The organism is Streptomyces sp. NPDC050564, from assembly GCF_044457265.1.
Lineage (GTDB): Bacteria > Actinomycetota > Actinomycetes > Streptomycetales > Streptomycetaceae > Streptomyces.
The window spans coordinates 66,354-81,581 of sequence record NZ_JBITGS010000012.1 but is presented as its reverse complement, the minus strand read 5'-3'; the positions used below and the strand labels follow the sequence as shown (position 1 = coordinate 81,581).

Sequence of the window (15,228 nt, the reverse complement as noted above, 5' to 3'; positions counted from 1 at the left end):
TAGGTCCAGACCAGTGAGGCGGTTGCTTGTCCTTACTTGTTACACGCCCAACTCCTGTGCCAGCACTGCTGCTTGAACCCTGCTCCGCAGCTCCAGCTTTCCCAGCAGGCGGCTGACGTGGGTCTTCACGGTCGCCTCCGCCATGTCGAGACGGGCCGCGATCTCCGCGTTGGAGAGCCCCTCCCCGAGGCAGGACAGCACCTCGCGCTCCCGTCGGGTGAGGGCGTCCAGGACGGACGGATCGGCCGTCGGCTCGCGGACGGGCTTCGCGGCGAACTCCGCGATCAGCCGGCGGGTGACGGCCGGGGCGATGAGTCCCTCCCCGCGCGCCACCGTCCGTACCGCCTCCAGCAGATCCTTCGCCTCGGTGTTCTTCAGCAGGAAGCCGGAGGCGCCCGCGCGCAGCGCCCCGAAGACGTACTCGTCGAGGTCGAAGGTGGTGAGCACGAGGACGTCGGAGAGCTCCTCGGCGACGACCTGGCGGGTGGCGGACACCCCGTCGAGCCGGGGCATCTGGACGTCCATCAGGACGAGATCCGGCCGTAGTTCACGGGCCAGGGCGACGGCCCGCTCACCGTTCTCCGCCTGGCCGACCACCTCGATGTCGGGCGCGCTGCGCAGGATGAGGACGAGTCCGGCGCGTACCGCGGACTGGTCCTCGGCGACGAGCACCCGGATCATATGGATTCTCCTCGGGTCAGGGGCAGGGTGGCGCGTACGGCCCAGATCTTGCCTGTGGGGGAGTCCTCGGGGCCGGCCTCGAAGGTGCCGCGCAGCAGCGCGACCCGCTCCCGCATGCCGACCAGACCGGCGCCCGACCCCGGGGCCCGCGGCCCGTCCCGGTCGCCGTGGGGACTGGCGACACACACCGTGAGGGAGCCGACCGGCTGGGCGATGCCCACCGTGACCGCGCCGGGGCAGGCGTGCTTGAGGGCGTTGGTCAGGGATTCCTGGACGATGCGGTACGCCGCCAGCTCGACCGGCGCGGGGAGTCCGTCGGCGTGATCGGTCTCCAGCACGACATCGAGTCCGTTGGCGCGGGCGCTCTCCACCAGCGCGGCGAGTCCGTCGAGCGTGGGGGCCGCGGTCGGCTCGTGGTCGCCGCTGCCGTCGCGCAGGATGCCGATCAGCCGGCGCATCTCCGCGAGCCCGTCGACGCTGTTCTCGCGGATGACCGAGAGAGCTTCCCTGGACGTCCTCGGGTCGTCGAGGGAGAGCGCGGCGGTGGAGTGGATGGCGATGGCGGACAGGTGGTTGGCGACCATGTCGTGCAACTCCCGTGCCATGCGCGCCCGTTCTGCGGTGACCGCCTGGGCGCGATCCATCTCGGCGAGCAGGGCGGTCTGTTCGGCGCGCAGGCGTTCGGCGATGGCGGTGTCGCGGTGGTTGCGGACCACCCAGCCGGTGGCGGCGGGCGCGAGCGCCACCACGCCGACGCCCACGCCGATCAGCAGGGCCTGGGGGTCGCGCCAGAGCATGAGGGGCACCACCGCGCCGATCACCGTGAGCAGTCCGGTGATCCACGGCAGGCGTCGGGCGGAGGCGGGAGTGCCGTACAGGACGGCCGCGTACATGAGGTCGGTGAACATCACGACCGTGGCCACGCTGCCCTGTGTCACCGTGTCCGCGACCAGCGCGGCCGTGCCGATCAGCAGGGCCGGCCCGGGCCGGGTGCGGCGCAGCAACTCGCAGCCGGCCGTCACGAACAGCGGCACCAGCAGGGCCCAGCGCTGCGGCAGCAGGACGAGGCTGTCCGTGGCCTCCCTGGGGCCGAGGCCGAGGACCCACAGCAGGAGCCCGCCGAACAGACCACCGACCGCGATGTGCACATCGTCGCGGTGCGGGCGCGGGAGTCGTACGGCCATGCCGTCCATCCAACACGGCCCACGGGCTGTCCGCCTGCTTCCCGGGAAGGGTCCGGAACTGCATCTTTCGATGTACCGAGACGTCGTCACCGCCGACGACGATTCGAGCGCCGGGCGCCGCGAGGCTGGAAAGGGGATCGAGAGGAGCGAACCGTGATCGTCGGGTTGATCGTCGCGTGCGAGGTCGGGTTCTGGGTGTTGCTGACCGCGGGGCTGGCCGTCCGGTACCTGCTGAAGTGGCGCCGCACGAGCGTGGCGCTGCTGCTGTGCGAGCCATTGCTGGAGGTGGTCCTGTTCGTGGTCACCGCCGTCGACCTCAAGAACGGCGCGACGCCGGGCTGGGAGCACGGCCTCGCCGCCGTGTACATCGGCTTCACCGTGGCCTACGGCCACTGCACGATCCGTTGGCTCGACGGCCACGCCGCGCACCGGCTCGCCGGGGGCCCGCCCCCGGCGGGGCCACCCCGTTACGGGATGGCCCGAGCCGGGCACGAGGGCAGGCTGTGGCTGCGTACGGTGCTGGCTGCCACCGTCGCCTGCGCCCTCCTGCAGGCCGCGATCGCGTACGTGGGCGACGGCAACACGGAGTCGCTGCGCTCCTTCCAGTGGGTGGCGCTGCGCGCGGCCGCGATCCACGGCCTCGTCGCCCTCACCTACGTGATCCGGCCGAAGAAGACCCCGGCGTCAGCGCTCCCCGCCCGGGACCCACAGCACGTCCCCGACCTCACCGTTGGCCGTACGGGCCAGGATGAACAGCAGGTCCGATAGCCGGTTGAGATAGGTCGCCGTCAGCGGGTTCATGACCTCGCCGTGTACCTCCAAGGCCGCCCAGGTGGAGCGCTCGGCACGCCGGACGACCGTGCACGCCTGGTGCAGCAGCGCCGCGCCGGGCGTGCCGCCGGGCAGGATGAAGGAGCGCAGCTTCTCCAGCCGCTCGTTGAAGCTGTCGCAGTCCGCCTCCAGCTTGTCGATGTAGAACTGCTCCACCCGCAGCGGAGGGAACTGGGGGTTCTCGACCACCGGCGTCGACAGGTCCGCGCCCACGTCGAACAGATCGTTCTGGACGCGGGTGAGCACCTTGACGATCTCCTCGTCCAGGCCGCCGAGCGCGATCGCCGTCCCGATCACCGCGTTCGCCTCGTTGGCGTCCGCGTACGCCGAGATCCGCAGGTCGGTCTTGGCGACCCTGCTCATGTCGCCGAGGGCGGTGGTGCCCTGGTCGCCGGTCCTGGTGTAGATGCGCGTCAGATTGACCATGAGGCCAGCGTAGTTACGCTCCGGCCTTCCGGAAGACTCGTGTGCCCACCGTCACGGCGAGCGCCGCGAACCCGAGGGCGACCAGGACGCCGTACAGCATGTGGGCCGTGGCGTAGGAGCCCACGTACGCGTCGCGCACCGCGTCCACCAGATAGCGGAACGGCATGAAGTGGGAGAGCACGTCCAGCCAGCCCGGCGCCAGGGTCATCGGCAGCATCAGGCCCGACAGCAGCATGGACGGCATCGTCATCGCGTTGATCGCGGGTCCGAACTCCTGTGGTGTACGGACCTTCATGGCCAGGGCGTACGAGAGGGAGGCGAGCGAGAGCGTCAAGAGGGCGACGAACGCGAAGCCGATCAGGATGCCGGCGACCGGGGCGCGCAGGCCCATCGCCAGCGCCGCCAGGACCAGCAGCGCAGCCTGGAAGACGAAGACGGCGGCATCGCGCAGCACCCTGCCGAGCAGGAGCGCCAGCCGGCTCACGGGGGTGACCCGCATCCGTTCCACGACGCCCTGGTTCTTCTCGATGATGACCGTGAACCCGGCGAACGCCGCTCCGAACAGCCCGAGTTGGAGCAGCAGCCCGGGGACCAGGACCTGCCAGGAGCTGCCCTGCGAGCCGAGCGGCAGGTCGGTCAGAAGAGGGCCGAAGAAGAGGAGGTACAGCAGCGGCATCAGGACGCCGAAGAGCATCGCGAAACGGGAGCGCAGGGTCTGACGGGCGTAGCGGCCGAAGATCAGCGCGGTGTCGTGGAGCAGCATGTCGTTCCAGGTCCTCTACGGATACGGGGGATGGAGTCGGCTATACGGCCACGGGCGCGGAGTCGGCCGACGCCGGGCCGCGCCCGGTGATCGCGAGGAACGTGTCCTGGAGCGTCGCGTCGATCGAGCCGCCGTACTCCAGCTTCAGCGCGCCGGGGGTTCCCTCGCTCACCACGACCCCCTTGTCGACGATCACGAGCCGGTCGGCGAGGGCGTCCGCCTCGTCGAGGTAGTGGGTGGTCAGGAAGACCGTGGTCCCGTACTCGTCGCGCAGTCGGCGGACCAGGTCCCAGAGGTCGGCCCGGCTGCCGGGGTCCAGGCCCGTCGTCGGCTCGTCGAGGAAGAGCACCTGGGGGCGGTGGGTGAGCCCCATCGCGATGTCGAGACGGCGCCGCTGGCCGCCGGAGAGCGCGGCTGTTCTGCGGTCGAGCAATTCCGTCAGGTCCAGGTCGCGCGCCAATTCCTCGGCTCGCTCGGCCGCCTGCGTCTTCGTCAGGCGGTACAGCCGCCCCTGGGTGACCAACTCCTCCCGCACGCCGATGTGCGGGTCGACGCCGCCCGCCTGCGCCACATAGCCGGTGGCGCGGCGCACTCCGCCCGGGTCGGTGGCCAGGTCGCAGCCCGCGACCGTGGCCGCGCCGCCGGTGGGTGGCAGCAGCGTGGTGAGCATCCGGAGCGTGGTCGTCTTGCCCGCGCCGTTCGGGCCGAGGAAGCCGAGGATCTCGCCCGGCCGCACGGTGAGGTCGATACCGCGCACCGCCTCCACCGGGCCGCGCTTCGTCCGGAAGGTATGGGCCAGACCGGCCGCACTGATGATTGCCATGTCCTCAGAAAAACAGAGTCCCTGAAATTTTGCAATGACTCCAAAATTTCAGAAGGTCCAGCGAAAGTTACGATGCGGGCATGGCTGAGGGACTCAGGGAGCGGAAGAAGAGGCAGACCAGGCAGTACATCTCCGATGTCGCCACGGGCCTGTTCCTGGAGCGCGGCTTCGACGCGGTGACGGTCGCGGAGGTCGCGGACGCCGCGAACGTCTCCGTGAACACCGTCTACAACTACTTCCCGGCCAAGGAGGATCTCTTCCTCGACCGTTCCAAGGGGGTCGTCGACCGGCTCGCCCGCTGGGTGCGCGGCCGCGAGAAGGGGGAGTCGGCCGCCGTCGCCGTACTGCGCGAACTGCGCGACGAGGCCGAGGCGGTGTCGCCCCGGCTCGGCCTGATGACCGGTTATGCCCGCTTCATGCAGGTCATCCATGAGGCCCCCGCGCTGCGCTCGCGGCTGTGGGCGATCGCCCAGGAAGTCGTCGACAATCTGGAGGACGCGCTGCGCGAGGAGACCGGCGCGCCCGCCGGCGACCCGCTGCCCGGCCTGATCGCGGGCCAGATCAACTGGGTGCACCAGACCGTCATGTCCGTCATCGGACGAGAGATGATGGCCGGTCGCAATCCGGACGAAGTGTCACGTGAAGTACTTGTGCTCCTCGACGACATGGAGGAGCTGCTGAGCGAGAAGGTCCTCAACTACGCAGTCCGAGCGGTGCAATGACCCGTGCCGGTGTGATGTCCGTCAGTTGAGACGTGACGCGCATTACTTACCGGTCACACAGGCACGCCCGAGCGCTAAGGTCCGCCGAAGAGGCAACTTAAACGGCGTGTTAAGGGGAGTCGGAGTGGCAGGGAAGCTCGCGGTCATCGGAGCCGGACTCATGGGGTCCGGTATCGCTCAGGTCTCCGCCCAGGCGGGCTGGGACGTCGTCCTGCGCGATGTCACCGGCGAGGCGCTGACCCGTGGCCTCGACGGCATCAGGGCTTCGTACGACAAGTTCGTGAGCAAGGGCAGGCTGGAAGCCGCGGACGCGGACGCGGCGCTCGCGCGCATCACCGCCACCACCGACCTGGACGCGGCCGCCGACGCCGACGTCGTCGTCGAGGCCGTCTTCGAAAAGCTCGAGATCAAGCACGAGATCTTCCGGACGCTCGACAAGATCGTCCGCGACGACACCGTGCTCGCCTCCAACACCTCCGCCATTCCGATCACCAAGATCGCGGCAGCCACCGAGCACCCCGAGCGGGTCGTCGGCGTGCACTTCTTCTCGCCGGTGCCGATGATGCAACTCGTCGAGCTGGTGCGCGGCTACAAGACGAGCGACGAAACGCTCGCCACCGCGCGCGCGTTCGCCGAGTCCGTCGGCAAGACCTGCATCGTCGTCAACCGCGACGTCGCCGGATTTGTGACGACCCGTCTCATCTCGGCGCTCGTCGTCGAGGCGACGAAGCTGTACGAGTCGGGCGTGGCCACCGCCGAGGACATCGACCTCGCCTGCAAGCTGGGCTTCGGCCACGCGATGGGCCCCCTGTCCACCGCCGACCTGACGGGCGTCGACATCCTGCTGCACGCCACCAGCAACATCTACACCGAGACCCAGGACGAGAAGTTCGCCCCACCGGAGCTGATGCGCCGGATGGTTGACGCCGGTGACATCGGACGCAAGAGCGGGCAGGGCTTCTACAAGCACTGAGAAGGTTTCTGCGGCGCCCCGACACGGGCGCCGCACCTGGCACGGAAACCGCACGCGCCTCTGGAGTGTCACCCCATGAGGTGAATTCGGTATCGGTTCGCTTACAGACGGCAACCTCTGCGGCCTTCAGGCAGTCAGACCGTGCACAACAGACAGACGCGAACGCGAACAGACACACGCGGAGTACGAAACGCACTCTCGGGGAGCGCATATGTTCATCAGGGGCGACCACGCCGAGCTGGTCGTCGGGGGCCGCCTCGACGTACGCAGCGCGGCGGACGCCCGTACCGTCCTGCACTCGGCCGTCGACGACGGAGTCGGCGACCTGGTGCTGGACCTGTCCGAACTGGACTCCTGGGACGCCACCGGGCTCGGTGTCATCATGGGGGCCCACCGACGGGCCGGGCGGTGCGGCCGACGGCTCGTGCTGCGCGGCGTGCCACCGCAGATGCAGCGCCTGCTGGTCGCCACCCGGCTGCACCGGATCCTGGCGATCGAGGGCGGCATCGGGGTGGACTCCCTGCCCCGGGTCTGAGTCACCGGGGGCGTGTCACCGCCTCGGGAGTGAGACCTCGTACACGCGTCCTGACCGGCGTGCGAAACGCACCACGCGCACAATCCTCACGAAGCTGTGACGTCTCGGACGGCGCGGTACCCCGCCCGTTCGTAGATACTGTGCGAAGGTTTAGGGTTCGGCTGCCCGCCACCCGAAACCCTACGAGCGGGCACCGGACCAGAAGCGACAGCGCGGTGTGCAGCAAGGCCGGGAGGGGCTCGGCACACGACGCTTTTGGGGGGCTTGGAACATGGACCCGAACAACCGGGGACCCGAAGAGTACGGCCATGACGACGACGGCCAGGCGCCTCGCTCGCGCCCGCCGCGCGACCCGCTCACCACCGACCTGGGCCAGCATTCGCCCACGCTCGCCCGCACGGTTCAGCTCGTCTCGGGCGACTTCCTGCTCACCGTCAACCCTGTCGACGGCAGCGAGATCGAGAACTGCCCGCCGCACGAGCGGCCGCGACCGCCGGCGAAGTTCAGCGCCGCCGAGCGCGTCGAGCTGGCCCGCGCGGCCCAGCCGCCCGTCCCGCCGGGTCCGGCACAGCCCCGGCTGCCGCTCCTGGAGCGCCAGGAGGAGCGTGAGCGGCTCGTGCGCCTCCTCGCGCGTGGGCGCTCGGTGCGCCTCACCGGGCCCTCCGGCTCGGGCCGCACCAGCCTGCTCGACGCGGTCGCCGAGGACTGCGCGGACCTCGCTCCCGACGGCGTCGTACGCCTCTCCGGCTACCGGCGCACGGCGAGCGATCTGCTGCACGACCTGTTCGCCGCCGTCTACGACGCACCCCTGCACCGCCCGGAACGGGACGAACTGCACCGTCTCGTCCACGAGATCGGCGCGGTCGTCGTTCTCGACGACGTGGAGTTCGGCGGCAGCGCGCTCGACGAGCTGCTCGACGCCACCCCCGAGTGCGCCTTCCTGATCAGCGCGACGCCCGACGTCCCCGCGCCGTCCGCCGACTCCCTCCTCGAAGAGGTGTTCCTGGGCGGGCTCGACCGCAGCGGGGGCCTCGAACTCCTGGAGCGTGCCGTCGGACGCGTCCTGACCGAGGACGAGTCGAACTGGGCGGGTGACCTCTGGTTCGAGTCCGAGGGCCTGCCCCTGCGCTTCATGCAGGCCGGGGCGCTGCTGCGGCAGCGCGACCAGCTGCGGGCCAGCGAAGGCGCCGTCGACGAGTTCGGCGTCTTCCAGCAAGTGCCGGTCGACGCGCCCTTCGACGCGGAGGACGGCCACGAGGTACCGCTGCCCTCGCTCGCCGAAGGGGCCGCGCCCGCCGCGCTGCTCGCCTCCCGGCTGAGCGACTCGGCCCGCGCCACGCTGCGGTTCGCCGTCGCGCTCGGCGGCGAGGTGCCGCACCAGGCGCACCTGCCCGCCCTCGTGGGCGACACCCACGCCGACGCCGCACTCGCCGAACTGGCGAGCTGCGCGCTGGTCTCCCCGGTCGGCTCGCGCTACCGGCTCGCCGCCGGAGTGCAGGCGCAGCTGGAAGCCGCCGGATACGCGGACGACATCGAGGAGCAGGCCCGCGCCGCGGCCCAGCACTACACCTGGTGGGCCGGGCACCCCTCGGTCACCCCGGAGCGCGTCTGCGCCGAGGCCGACGCGCTGCTCGCCGCGCTCACCGTGCTGGTCCCGCTCACCACGGCACCGCTCGGCGACGAGGTCGAGAGCATCGCCGTGCGGCTCGCCCGCACGGCCGCGCCCGCGTTCGCCGCGGGCCTGCACTGGAGCGCCTGGGAGCGCGCCCTGCGCTCCGGCGCCGAGGCCTCCCGGCTCTCCGGCGCGGTCGGCGAACAGGCCTACTTCCACCACGAGTTGGGCATCCTCGCGCTCTGCGGCGGCCAGCTGGACCGGGCCCGCGCCGAGCTGGAGGCCTCCATCGGGCTGCGCGGCGCCCTCGCCGACAAGCGCGGGACGGTCGCGGGCCGCCGCGCCCTCGCGCTGGTCGCCGACCGCTCCGGTGACACACCCGGCTTCGGGTCCACCGCGGGGGAGGAGGTGTCCGGCGCCCGGTACGAGGAGTCGGCATCGCCGCCCGGTGGCGTGCCGGCCGCCTTCACGATGGCCGAACCGCCCGGTGAGCCCTCCACGCTGGTCACCCATCGGGCCGATCCCGGCCGCCCGGCGCCGAAGCGGTCGGGCGTCGCGGGCCGCTTGGTGAGCGGTACCCGGCGCAATCTGGTGGCCGCGGGCGCGGGCGCGCTGCTCGCCGCCGTGCTCGGCACCGTGGTGACGCTCGGCGCGACCTCGGACCACAACAGCGACACCCCGTCCGAGAAGGTCGGCGTCAATCCCTCGGCCAGCCAGGGCAGCGACGAGGACAGCCTGGGCGCGGACAAGGCGAAGAAGGGCAGCGACTCCGACACGGGGGTCGTGGCGACGCCCACGGATCCGGGGCCCGACGGCACGTACGGGACGTCGGACGATCCGACGCCTTCGGACACGGGCAGCGGTGAGCCGTCCGACGATCCGAGCGGGACGCACAGTTCGGGTACGCCGTCGAAGTCGCCGTCCAAGTCGCCTTCGAAGCCGCCGTCCTCGTCCAAGCCGCCGTCGTCGAAGCCGCCGACCACCTCGACGTCGCCCACCCCGACCCCGTCGGACACGCCTTCCGAGACGCCGACGCCCACCACTCCGACGGCGCCGTCCACCTCGGACTCGGCGAGCGGTCCCGCCTCGAGCAGTGCCCCGGCGAGCACCACCGCCAGTGCACCGCAGAGCAGCGTGCCTGCCGGCAGCAGCGCGGCCACGTCGCCGAGCGGCGCGGTGATCTGACCGTACGGCGCAAGAGGGCCGGGTCCGATGATGCGGACCCGGCCCTGTGCTGTCGTCGTACGTACGGTCAGAACAACCGCAGCTTGTCGTCCTCGATCCCGCGCAGCGCGTTGTAGTCCAGGACCGCGCAGCCGATGCCGCGGTCGGTGGCGAGGACGCGGGCCTGGGGCTTGATCTCCTGGGCGGCGAAGATGCCGCGAACGGGGGCGAGGTGCGGGTCGCGGTTCAACAGCTCCAGATAGCGTGTGAGTTGCTCCACGCCGTCGATCTCACCGCGCCGCTTGATCTCCACCGCGACGGTCTGCCCGTCGGCGTCCCGGCACAGGATGTCGACCGGGCCGATGGCCGTCATGTACTCGCGGCGGATGAGCGAGTAGCCCTCGCCGAGCGTCTCGATGCGGTCCGCGAGGAGCTCCTGAAGGTGTGCTTCCACGCCGTCCTTGATCAGGCCGGGATCCACGCCCAATTCGTGCGAGGAATCGTGGAGGATCTCCTCCATCGTGATGATGAGCTTCTCGCCCGCCTTGTTGATGACGGTCCAGACGCCCTCCTCGTCGCCGGAACCCTCCTTCAGCGTGCAGGGCGGCGACATCCAGTTGAGGGGCTTGTAGGCCCGGTCGTCCGCGTGGATCGAGACGCTGCCGTCCGCCTTCACGAGGATGAGACGGGGGGCCGACGGGAGATGGGCGGTGAGCCGGCCCGCGTAGTCCACGGAACAGCGGGCAATGACGAGACGCATGGTCGGCAACGCTACTCGACGGGCGGTGGTGCACGCGATTCTCCCACCCGTCACCCACCACCACCCTCAACCGAGAACCTCCGGTTCGCCCCTTTTACTCCTTCGTCTCCCACCACCACCCGCAACCGAGGGCCCTTTGGTCCCGCCCCTTTCTTCCTGGTAGAAGCCTGTTCGGTCGTGGCTGATTGTGTGCCTACTAGGAGTTCGCTATGTACGCATTCTCCTGGTGCCGTCACCGCCCGTTGCTTACCGTATAAACGGGAGGTCGCGATGCGTGTACTCAGCGTGTTCGATATCGCGAACTCCCTATCCCTGTCCGGCAACCCCCGAGGTCTGGGGGTGCGAGAGGAGAACCCATGTCGCTCGACGTCTCACCGGCCCTACTCGAACAGGCCGAGCGAGGCGAGGTCGACGAAGCTGACTTCGTCGACTGCGTCCGGACCTCCCTGCCCTACGCGTGGGAGATGATCAGCTCCCTGGTGGCCCAGCTGAAGGTGGACGGCGGCAACTTCGCCGACAACCAGACGCCCCCGCCGGACGAGCAGGCACGTGGCCAGCTGCTGCGTGCGCTCGCGAGTGACGCGATACGCGGCGCGCTGCAGCGGCACTTCGGAGTGCGGCTGGCCTTTCAGAACTGCCACCGGGTGGCGGTGTTCCCGCTGGACGCCTCAGTGGACGACACGCTGGCACGCTTCACCTCGGTCCGCAGTCAGCTGCTGAACCAGTCCCCGGAGTTCCGGGACTGCTGACGCGTGATGCCGCATTGCTTGCCGCTCCGTACGCGGGAGGTGCATCTGTACCGGGGCGGCAAGCTCCCCGCGCGTCCGGCCCGGGGGAGGGGCTGGGCGGCCTGTTGAACGGGCTGTACGGCCCGTTGGGCGAGCGGCGTCGGGTCACCTGAGGTGCGGCAGCACCTCGGACCCGAGACGTCGTACGTTTTCCTCCGTCGCCGCCAGGTCCCCCGATCCCTCGACGAGCAGGGCGAAGCGTGAGATGCCGGTCCGCTCCGAGGTCGCCGCCAGCCGGTCGGCGCACAGCCGGGGGGTGCCCACCGGGTGCAGCCCGCAGAGCAGTTCGGTGTACTCCAGTGGGTCGCGCATCGAGCGGGCGCGGCCGTCGACCGTCACATGGGCGTCCAGCCCCTGCTTGAGCCAGCCGGGCATCGCTTTGAGGAGCATCTCGACGGCGTCGGTGCGACGGTCGGCGATCTGGCAGACGCCGGCGGACACATGGGCCGCCGCGAAGATCGAGTCCGCCGGATGCCCGGCCGCGCGCGCGTACTGCCGCCACAGCGCGACCATTTCGGCCTTCTCCTCGTCCCCGACATGCATCCCGAGGAGCATCGGCAGCCCGCGCTCGGCGGCGAGCCGTACGCTCGCCGGTGAGGTGCAGGCGACGACGACCTCGGGCCCGGGGGCGCCGCTCAGCGCCTCCGACGGCCGGGGGACGACGGGGACTTCACGGAAGCTGAACCGCTCCGAGGTGCCCCGCACGGACGGCTCGCGCAGCCAGCGCACCAGTAGATCGAGTGATTCCGGGAACCCTTTCTCGTACGCCTCCAGTCCTGAACCGAAGACCTCCAGGTCGACCCAGGGGCCACCGCGCCCGACGCCCAGCGAGAACCGTCCGGCGGACGTCAGATGCAGCAGTGCGGCCTGCTCGCCGAGCGCCACGGGGTGGACGGTGGGCAGGACGCTGACCGCCGTGCCGACCCGGATGCGGCTGGTGCGGCCGAGCAGGAACGCGGCGAGCGTGACGGCCGACGGGCATGTGCCGTACGGCACGAAGTGGTGCTCGGCCAGCCAAACCGAGTCGAGCCCGGCCTCCTCGGCGACCTCGGCGGACCGCACCGCCCGGTGGAGCGTCTCCCCCTGGCCCTGTCCCGGGAACTGGGCCGCCAGTACAAAACTTCCTACGTGCATCGCGCTTCCTGCTTCCTCGGCTCCGACACGGAGCTCCCCCACCCCGCATAACCGCATGACACGTGCCGAAGTCACGGCCTGGCGGAGAGATTTGCGGATTGTCTGCGAAATGGGCCACCCGGTGGGCGTTCTGTGCGGGTTGGTGGAGTACGCGTACCCCTGTGCGCGCCGCGTAGGCTGGAGATGGCCCCTGCTCCCTGTATAGCTCCGTGAGGTGTCCTGTGTCCCCGCGTCGCAACCGTCCGAAGGGTGCCGGCTCGTCCGGTCCGAGCGCGGACGAGGACCGTTCGGGCCGTTACGGCGGCTGGCAGTCCACGGAGAGCTGGCAGGGCGAGGAGTGGAGCGTGCGCCATGTGGCGGGCGCGAGCGCCGAGGGCAAGACCTACCGCTGCCCCGGCTGCGACCAGATGATCCCCTCCGGTGTCCCGCACGTGGTGGCCTGGCCGGAGCACTCGGGCGTCGACGACCGCCGCCACTGGCACAAGGCCTGCTGGAACGCGAAGGACCGCCGCACCTCGCGGGTGCAGCGGTCCCGTAACGCGCCCAGGTTCTAGGCGGTCAACGCGCCCAGGTCCTGGGCGACTTCAGAAATCGATCCGGTGGAGGTCAGACGTCCCGGCGCTCCAGCAGCACGAAGGCGCCGGCGATCGCCGCCGCCGTCACACCGGCGAGCAGACCGAGCTGCGCGCCCCCGTGCCCGCTCTCCGTGTCCAGCCGGAAGATCCGCGCGAGGGCGTTGGGAGCGTTGTACTCCTGCATCTTCTCGCCGATCGTGCGCATGCTGTCGGACATCATCAGGAACGCGGGCATGATCGCGGGCACCAGCACGACGCCGAGCATCGTGGTGATCGCGCCGGCCGAGTGGCGCAGCATCGAGCCCACCGCGAGCGCGAGGACACCGAGCAGCGAGACATACAGCGCGCCCATGAGCACCGTGCCGCCCCACGAGACGTTCGAGGAGCCGCCGTGCATCCCCGAGGTCATCAGGCCGACCAGGCCGATCGCGAAGGCCGACACGACGAAAGCCACCGCGAAGAAGATGATCAGCTTCGCGGCCAGCACCCGGTGCCGCTGCGGCGAGGCCGTGAACGTCGTACGGATCATGCCCGTGCCGTACTCGGAGGAGACCACCAGGACGCCCAGCGTGATCAGGCAGATCTGCCCGAGCATCAGGCCGAAGAAGGCCGGGATGGTGTACGGGACGTCGCTGAAGTCTTCGTTCGTGGTCTGCGCGGCGACCAGGAAGCCGATGCCGATCACAAGAAGCAGGAAGATGCCGAGCGTCCACATCGTGGAGCGCACCGACTTGATCTTCGTCCACTCGGAGGTGAGCGCGTGACCGAGGTGGGTGCGGGTGATCGGAATCGGCGAGGTGTACGAAGTGCCGGGCGCCGCCTGCCAGTTGGGGGCAACGACGGCCTGCTGCGGCATCGGGGGCTGGGGCGTGCTCATCGGGCGTCCTCGGGCTTGGTCAGGTCGGGGTCGGCGGGTGCGGCGGCGGGCGCGGCGGGCGGCTGCGCCGGAGCCTGGGCGGGCTGCGCGGGGGCCTGGGGCGCCGCCTGGGCGTACGGGTTGGCGTCCGCGGTACCAGGAGCGGCCGGGGCGACCGGAGACCCGTACGGGCCCGGCTGACCCGCGGCGGGGGCGCCGGGAGCGCCGTACGGGCCCGGCTGTGCCTGCGGCATCGCGAACGGCTGCCCGCCCTGCTGGGGCGGCGGCGGTGCGTACCAGCCCGGCTGGCCCTGACCCGCCACCGGCATCTGCTGCGGCGGCACGGCACCGGGCGGCAGCTCCTGCTGGAGCCCGGCCTTCTGGTCGATGGTCGAGCGGTAGTCGACGGCGCCCTGCGTCATCCGCATGTACGCCTCCTCCAGCGAGGCCTGGTGCGGCGACAGCTCCCACAGCCGGACGTCGGCGGAGTGCGCGAGGTCGCTGATGCGGGGGAGCGGGAGGCCGGTGACGCGCAGCGCGCCGTCCTGCTCGGGCAGCACCTGGCCGCCCGCCTCGGTCAGCGCGGCGGTGAGCTTCTCGCGCTGCTGCGGCTCGGTGTCCGGGGTGCGGACCCGGGCGAAGTCGGCCGAGTTGTGCGAAATGAAGTCCTTGATGTTCATGTCGGCGAGCAGCTGGCCGCGGCCGATCACGATCAGGTGGTCGGCGGTCAGCGCCATCTCGCTCATCAGGTGCGAGGAGACGAAGACCGTACGGCCCTCCGCCGCGAGCGACTTCATCAGGTTGCGGACCCAGAGGATGCCCTCGGGGTCGAGGCCGTTGACCGGCTCGTCGAAGAGCAGCACCTGCGGGTCGCCGAGGAGCGCGGCGGCGATGCCGAGCCGCTGGCCCATGCCGAGTGAGAAACCCTTCGAGCGCTTCCTGGCCACGTCCTGGAGGCCGACGACACCGAGCACCTCGTCCACGCGGCGGGCCGGGATGCCCGACAGCTGGGCGAGGCACAGCAGGTGGTTGCGGGCGTGCCGGCCACCGTGCACGGCCTTGGCGTCGAGGAGCGCGCCGACCTGGCGGGGCGCGTTCGGCAGCTTGCGGTAGGGGAAGCCGCCGATGGTCACCTGCCCCGAGGTGGGGTTGTCCAGACCGAGGATCATCCGCATCGTGGTCGACTTGCCCGAGCCGTTGGGCCCGAGGAAGCCGGTGACGGCGCCCGGCCGCACCTGGAAGGAAAGGTTGTACACGGCTGTCTTGTCGCCGTAGCGCTTCGTCAGGCCGACTGCCTCGATCATGCTCCGCACCCATCGAAAGGTTCAGGACGTCGGGGCGCACGCCCCCGTAAGGGTTAGGAGGATATCGGGGCGCTGACGGTTCCACTCAAGAGAAAGT

Annotated in this window: 16 protein-coding genes; 7 read left to right on the top strand and 9 right to left on the bottom strand. The window is 70.6% G+C overall.

Annotated elements, in window-relative coordinates; all coding sequences use genetic code 11:
- Nucleotides 1-39: 39 nt before the first annotated feature.
- Nucleotides 40-681 carry a response regulator gene (locus ACIBK0_RS20340; protein ID WP_399081563.1) on the bottom strand — a complete coding sequence of 214 codons (642 nt, stop codon included), beginning with the start codon at nucleotides 679-681 and terminating at the stop codon, nucleotides 40-42.
- The gene (locus ACIBK0_RS20335) at nucleotides 678-1,865 is read right to left on the bottom strand and encodes a sensor histidine kinase (protein WP_399081561.1); all 1,188 of its coding nucleotides are present in this window, start codon (nucleotides 1,863-1,865) and stop codon (nucleotides 678-680) included. The genes ACIBK0_RS20340 and ACIBK0_RS20335 overlap by 4 nt, the downstream gene beginning before the upstream one ends.
- 153 nt (nucleotides 1,866-2,018) lie before the next feature.
- On the opposite strand from ACIBK0_RS20335, the gene ACIBK0_RS20330 reads away from it, so the two are divergent.
- Nucleotides 2,019-2,633, top strand: coding sequence for a hypothetical protein (locus ACIBK0_RS20330; protein ID WP_399081559.1), 615 nt, complete (start codon nucleotides 2,019-2,021; stop codon nucleotides 2,631-2,633).
- On the opposite strand, the gene ACIBK0_RS20325 is transcribed toward ACIBK0_RS20330, so the two are convergent.
- Genes ACIBK0_RS20325 through ACIBK0_RS20315 form a run of 3 tightly spaced genes read right to left on the bottom strand, consistent with a single transcriptional unit; the run spans nucleotide 2,550 to nucleotide 4,708 of the window.
- The gene (locus ACIBK0_RS20325; protein WP_399081557.1) at nucleotides 2,550-3,122 is read right to left on the bottom strand and encodes a cob(I)yrinic acid a,c-diamide adenosyltransferase; all 573 of its coding nucleotides are present in this window, start codon (nucleotides 3,120-3,122) and stop codon (nucleotides 2,550-2,552) included. The genes ACIBK0_RS20330 and ACIBK0_RS20325 overlap by 84 nt on opposite strands.
- A 13-nt stretch (nucleotides 3,123-3,135) precedes the next feature.
- A complete protein-coding gene (locus ACIBK0_RS20320) occupies nucleotides 3,136-3,885 on the bottom strand; it encodes an ABC transporter permease (protein ID WP_399081555.1) in 750 nt (249 codons plus the stop codon).
- A gap of 40 nt (nucleotides 3,886-3,925) precedes the next feature.
- The gene (locus tag ACIBK0_RS20315; protein ID WP_399081553.1) at nucleotides 3,926-4,708 is read right to left on the bottom strand and encodes an ABC transporter ATP-binding protein; all 783 of its coding nucleotides are present in this window, start codon (nucleotides 4,706-4,708) and stop codon (nucleotides 3,926-3,928) included.
- Nucleotides 4,709-4,788: 80 nt separating this feature from the next.
- Between ACIBK0_RS20315 and ACIBK0_RS20310 the strand changes: the two genes are divergently transcribed.
- The 4 genes from ACIBK0_RS20310 (at nucleotide 4,789) to ACIBK0_RS20295 (ending at nucleotide 9,735) form a co-directional block, all read left to right on the top strand.
- Nucleotides 4,789-5,430 carry a TetR/AcrR family transcriptional regulator gene (locus tag ACIBK0_RS20310; RefSeq protein WP_399081551.1) on the top strand — a complete coding sequence of 214 codons (642 nt, stop codon included), beginning with the start codon at nucleotides 4,789-4,791 and terminating at the stop codon, nucleotides 5,428-5,430.
- A gap of 124 nt (nucleotides 5,431-5,554) precedes the next feature.
- Nucleotides 5,555-6,403 carry a 3-hydroxyacyl-CoA dehydrogenase family protein gene (locus ACIBK0_RS20305; protein ID WP_399081549.1) on the top strand — a complete coding sequence of 283 codons (849 nt, stop codon included), beginning with the start codon at nucleotides 5,555-5,557 and terminating at the stop codon, nucleotides 6,401-6,403.
- Between the two features lie 211 nt (nucleotides 6,404-6,614).
- Nucleotides 6,615-6,938 carry an STAS domain-containing protein gene (locus ACIBK0_RS20300; RefSeq protein WP_399081547.1) on the top strand — a complete coding sequence of 108 codons (324 nt, stop codon included), beginning with the start codon at nucleotides 6,615-6,617 and terminating at the stop codon, nucleotides 6,936-6,938.
- 271 nt (nucleotides 6,939-7,209) lie between these two features.
- Nucleotides 7,210-9,735: an ATP-binding protein gene (locus tag ACIBK0_RS20295; RefSeq protein WP_399081545.1), complete on the top strand. Its 2,526-nt coding sequence runs from the start codon at nucleotides 7,210-7,212 to the stop codon at nucleotides 9,733-9,735.
- A 67-nt stretch (nucleotides 9,736-9,802) separates the two neighbouring features.
- On the opposite strand, the gene nucS is transcribed toward ACIBK0_RS20295, so the two are convergent.
- Nucleotides 9,803-10,474 (bottom strand): endonuclease NucS, encoded by a 672-nt coding sequence (gene nucS / locus ACIBK0_RS20290; RefSeq protein WP_399081543.1) that lies wholly within the window; start codon nucleotides 10,472-10,474, stop codon nucleotides 9,803-9,805.
- Between the two features lie 356 nt (nucleotides 10,475-10,830).
- On the opposite strand from nucS, the gene ACIBK0_RS20285 reads away from it, so the two are divergent.
- Entirely contained in the window at nucleotides 10,831-11,223 is a 393-nt protein-coding gene (locus tag ACIBK0_RS20285; protein WP_362024148.1) for an SCO5389 family protein, read from the top strand.
- Nucleotides 11,224-11,367: 144 nt separating this feature from the next.
- Here ACIBK0_RS20285 and ACIBK0_RS20280 read toward each other — a convergent pair whose 3' ends face one another.
- Nucleotides 11,368-12,396 (bottom strand): LLM class flavin-dependent oxidoreductase, encoded by a 1,029-nt coding sequence (locus ACIBK0_RS20280; protein WP_399081541.1) that lies wholly within the window; start codon nucleotides 12,394-12,396, stop codon nucleotides 11,368-11,370.
- A gap of 221 nt (nucleotides 12,397-12,617) precedes the next feature.
- Here ACIBK0_RS20280 and ACIBK0_RS20275 point away from each other — a divergent pair, with 221 nt between their 5' ends.
- A complete protein-coding gene (locus ACIBK0_RS20275; protein WP_399081539.1) occupies nucleotides 12,618-12,950 on the top strand; it encodes an ATP/GTP-binding protein in 333 nt (110 codons plus the stop codon).
- A 52-nt stretch (nucleotides 12,951-13,002) separates the two neighbouring features.
- Here ACIBK0_RS20275 and ACIBK0_RS20270 read toward each other — a convergent pair whose 3' ends face one another.
- Nucleotides 13,003-13,848 (bottom strand): ABC transporter permease, encoded by an 846-nt coding sequence (locus ACIBK0_RS20270; RefSeq protein WP_399081537.1) that lies wholly within the window; start codon nucleotides 13,846-13,848, stop codon nucleotides 13,003-13,005.
- Nucleotides 13,845-15,131, bottom strand: coding sequence for an ATP-binding cassette domain-containing protein (locus ACIBK0_RS20265; protein WP_399081535.1), 1,287 nt, complete (start codon nucleotides 15,129-15,131; stop codon nucleotides 13,845-13,847). The genes ACIBK0_RS20270 and ACIBK0_RS20265 overlap by 4 nt, the downstream gene beginning before the upstream one ends.
- Nucleotides 15,132-15,228: the final 97 nt, after the last annotated feature.

Coding starts and splice junctions, on each gene's coding strand:
- ACIBK0_RS20325 (WP_399081557.1), bottom strand. CDS start 3,122: ATGGTCAATCTGACGCGCATCTACACCAGGACCGGCGACCAGGGCACC.
- ACIBK0_RS20300 (WP_399081547.1), top strand. CDS start 6,615: ATGTTCATCAGGGGCGACCACGCCGAGCTGGTCGTCGGGGGCCGCCTC.
- ACIBK0_RS20340 (WP_399081563.1), bottom strand. CDS start 681: ATGATCCGGGTGCTCGTCGCCGAGGACCAGTCCGCGGTACGCGCCGGA.
- ACIBK0_RS20335 (WP_399081561.1), bottom strand. CDS start 1,865: ATGGCCGTACGACTCCCGCGCCCGCACCGCGACGATGTGCACATCGCG.
- nucS (WP_399081543.1), bottom strand. CDS start 10,474: ATGCGTCTCGTCATTGCCCGCTGTTCCGTGGACTACGCGGGCCGGCTC.
- ACIBK0_RS20315 (WP_399081553.1), bottom strand. CDS start 4,708: ATGGCAATCATCAGTGCGGCCGGTCTGGCCCATACCTTCCGGACGAAG.
- ACIBK0_RS20270 (WP_399081537.1), bottom strand. CDS start 13,848: ATGAGCACGCCCCAGCCCCCGATGCCGCAGCAGGCCGTCGTTGCCCCC.
- ACIBK0_RS20285 (WP_362024148.1), top strand. CDS start 10,831: ATGTCGCTCGACGTCTCACCGGCCCTACTCGAACAGGCCGAGCGAGGC.
- ACIBK0_RS20310 (WP_399081551.1), top strand. CDS start 4,789: ATGGCTGAGGGACTCAGGGAGCGGAAGAAGAGGCAGACCAGGCAGTAC.
- ACIBK0_RS20280 (WP_399081541.1), bottom strand. CDS start 12,396: ATGCACGTAGGAAGTTTTGTACTGGCGGCCCAGTTCCCGGGACAGGGC.
- ACIBK0_RS20265 (WP_399081535.1), bottom strand. CDS start 15,131: ATGATCGAGGCAGTCGGCCTGACGAAGCGCTACGGCGACAAGACAGCC.
- ACIBK0_RS20295 (WP_399081545.1), top strand. CDS start 7,210: ATGGACCCGAACAACCGGGGACCCGAAGAGTACGGCCATGACGACGAC.
- ACIBK0_RS20320 (WP_399081555.1), bottom strand. CDS start 3,885: ATGCTGCTCCACGACACCGCGCTGATCTTCGGCCGCTACGCCCGTCAG.